The organism is Cupriavidus sp. 8B, assembly GCF_054589115.1.
On record NZ_BAAILO010000355.1, the window covers coordinates 1 to 2947 of the forward strand.

Annotated in this window: 5 protein-coding genes; all 5 read left to right on the forward strand. The window is 62.1% G+C overall.

Translation table 11 applies throughout. From position 1 onward, the window contains the following. Positions 1–166 precede the first annotated feature (166 nt). On the forward strand, positions 167–472 hold the full coding sequence (locus ACYP5B_RS34070; protein WP_276286868.1) for a hypothetical protein: 306 nt from the start codon (positions 167–169) through the stop codon (positions 470–472). A 98-nt stretch (positions 473–570) separates the two neighbouring features. Next, complete coding sequence (locus ACYP5B_RS34075; protein WP_276286867.1) at positions 571–999, forward strand: hypothetical protein; 429 nt, start codon at positions 571–573, stop codon at positions 997–999. Positions 1000–1007: 8 nt separating this feature from the next. Continuing rightward, positions 1008–1769, forward strand: coding sequence for a hypothetical protein (locus ACYP5B_RS34080; RefSeq protein WP_459572567.1), 762 nt, complete (start codon positions 1008–1010; stop codon positions 1767–1769). 18 nt (positions 1770–1787) lie between these two features. Next, positions 1788–2363 carry a single-stranded DNA-binding protein gene (locus ACYP5B_RS34085; protein ID WP_459572568.1) on the forward strand — a complete coding sequence of 192 codons (576 nt, stop codon included), beginning with the start codon at positions 1788–1790 and terminating at the stop codon, positions 2361–2363. Between the two features lie 236 nt (positions 2364–2599). After that, on the forward strand, positions 2600–2947 hold a 348-nt coding region (locus ACYP5B_RS34090), incomplete at its 3' end, for a primase-helicase zinc-binding domain-containing protein (protein WP_459572569.1).

Genomic DNA, 2947 nt, shown 5'->3' on the forward strand with positions numbered 1-2947 from the left:
CCCGTAGTTCTCCTTCCCGATTCCTTGCGCAGCGCCTTTGCTTGATGCCAGAGCATCCGGCAAGCGCGTTGCCGCTCCAAGGATTCCTTGCTCATCCGAGCATCGAATAATCGCCCGACCTTTCTGTCGGGAAATCCCATTTAATGTTTTCAAGAGAGAGAAAACCATGGAGTCCTTGGCTAACCTGATGCGCTCGCCTATCCGCCTGTTCTTCACGCTGATGGCGGTTTATGTGGCATCACAGTCCGTTGTTTGCGGTCTGTTCCTCCTGCTCGTTGCGGGGTCGTGGTTATTTCACAAGTTCATTGGTCGTTCGCACGTTGTGCCGACGCCCCGTGATGCTGCCATGCCGAAGTCGCAAACTGCTTCCGCGGAAACTGAGCCAGCGTCGGTGCCCCAAGCGCCTGCGTACGCGAAGTCCCCTGTCGTTGTTCCGTTCAACCGTCAGGAAGCGGCCCGTCGCCGCGCCTGACCCTTTCCGCCCTCCCATGAGGGCGGCCCTATCCACCTGTCGTGGGAACCTCGTTCCCACCGGCAGGTGGGCAATAGGGTTCCCGCTCGGAGAACCCTATGGAAATGAAACCCGCCGCCTGGCAACTCGATTTCTTCGGGGACGCGGCACCTGTCAAGATCGATCCCCCAAAGCGAGACCCATTGCCCGATCCGATGTATTGGAGCGAGGCGGTGCGCGAACAGATGATCGACGCCCTCATTAGTCTCGCCTGCGACAGCCGTCGCGGTGACAACCTTCCCGAGTCGCTTTCCGACTGCGCCGAGCTGCTGCGCGCGCGCATGCAGGGCAAAGCCGTTGAGAAGGATGACTTCGACATGACGCTTGGCTGGATCTTCGGCTACTGGGACGGGGCGCTGCCCTATGCCTATGTATGCGCCGTCACCGGCGTCAATCCCGAAGTCCTGCAGGACATCATCCTCAATCACGACCGCCTCAGGCGCGATCTGGACGAAGTTCGTCGGATGCACTGCGGCACGCTTCTCTAGGAGTTGCCGTGGCTTTCATCCAGCGATTCCTTGGCGCGTTGCAGGACGCCCTGGTGCCTCGAGCAGCTGAACCCGATTCGCCCAACGAGCAAGCAGTTGGCACCGGCTCGGGAAACGAGGTCCACATCGAGATCGGCGGCGTGCCGAATCTCTTCCGTGACGAAGGCGAGCGCATCGTTCACTTCGTTGCTGCCTTCGAGCCGCGACCGACCGCGACGCCCTTCGGGCAAAAGTTGCTTCCCGATCCGGTGCCGTATTGGAGCGTGCTGGGAGAGCATCCCGGCGAGACCCTTTCCTCCATCATCTCCGCAGCGATTCGCGCACACGCCCCGCCGGCGGCGCGAGCCGCAGTGCCGAGCGACGACAGCGCAAGCCAATCCCGCCGTGAACCGTCCCGCGACGTCCAGCGTGCCGCACCAGCGGCTGCCCGGACGACAGCGCGGCGCGAGTCGGGCACCGCAGTGCATCGTGGCACGATCACCTTCTGGGGCGAGGCCGAGTTCGCCGACCGCAAGCGAGTCGGACGCACCTACACGTCGTTTGCGCTGAAGCTGGAAACGGCGACGGGCATTGAGACGCTGCAAGGCGAGGGGCTGAAGGAAGCCATCGCCGAAGCCCATTGCCAGGTTGGCGACCCCGTCGAAGTGCGGCGGCTGCAAAAGGTCAAGGTTCCGGCTTTCCACCGCAAATCGGGGAAGCCGAAGCTCGACGAGAACGGTCAACAAGTCTTGTGGGACAAATGGCTGTGGTCGATTACCCGTTCACATTGATTCGAAAGGAGAAGTTCTATGGCATCCATTAACAAGGTCATCCTGGTCGGCAACCTTGGGGCCGACCCTGAAGCGCGCTATCTACCGAGTGGCGACGCCGTGACAAACATTCGTCTGGCCACTACCGATCGCTACAAGGACAAGACCAGCGGCGAGATGAAGGAAGCCACCGAGTGGCACCGCATCTCGTTCTTCGGCAAGCTCGCGGAAATTGCGGGCCAATACCTGAAGAAGGGTTCTTCGGTCTACATCGAGGGCCGCATCCGTACCCGCAAATGGACCGACCAGTCTGGTGTGGAAAAGTACAGCACCGAGATCGTTGCTGATCAGATGCAGATGCTTGGCAACCGCCAGGGTGGCAGCGCCGGTGACGATGATGGCTACGGCCAGCAGCCGTCGCGTCAGTCGCAAGGCCAGCAGCCCGGCCGCCAGGTGCAAGGACAGCGGGGCGCACAGCCGCGCGAAAGTGCCCCGCCGCGTCAGCAGCCTCCCGCTTCTGGCGGGGGTTTTGACGATTCAGACGATATCCCGTTCATGCGTCCCGCGGCGCTGGATGGGATTCCGTTCCGCTACGACGGCGCGCCGATGCACTAATCGGCGGTAATCGCCCGTCTCGCCTCATCCTCACGCTTTATAGCTACTGCTGCCGGCCTTCGCCGGCGGCAGTAGCTCCTTCCTCTCCCAGCCCGGCTCCGGGCAGCCCATCCCGACCCCCCTCGCGATTCGCCATGCTGAAAAGACCCTCTGGCTCGGCCGGAGTGTCCTTTGAGCAAGCGACTTCCCCCGCCTGTCTCAGGCATCGACCAACCATTCCGACCGGAGTGCATCCAATGAAAATGAGTAGCTTCACGAAGAACTGGACGCCAGACCAATGGGACGCGCTGGTCTTGCAGTACCTGCCGGAGCAGTTCTTGACCGGAAAGCCTGGTCCATGCCCGATGTGCGGAGGCAATGACCGCTTTACTTACGACAACAAAAGCGGCCGTGGCGATTGGGTATGCCGGCAGTGTGCCAATGGCAACCCGATGGCAGGCGACGCCATCCTGCTCATTTGCCGGTACACCGGCATGTCCTTCCTCGAGCTGGCCCATGTGGTGGAGGGCGGGCCGGCACCGGCGATTGTCCGACCGGCGCATCCCGCCATTCGGAATCGTGGCATGACGGATACGGCCAAGGCC

What these genes read in the sequence shown, in the direction of transcription:
- ACYP5B_RS34070 (WP_276286868.1), top strand. Translation starts at nt 167, where the DNA reads ATGGAGTCCTTGGCTAACCTGATGCGCTCGCCTATCCGCCTGTTCTTC.
- ACYP5B_RS34085 (WP_459572568.1), top strand. Translation starts at nt 1,788, where the DNA reads ATGGCATCCATTAACAAGGTCATCCTGGTCGGCAACCTTGGGGCCGAC.
- ACYP5B_RS34075 (WP_276286867.1), top strand. Translation starts at nt 571, where the DNA reads ATGGAAATGAAACCCGCCGCCTGGCAACTCGATTTCTTCGGGGACGCG.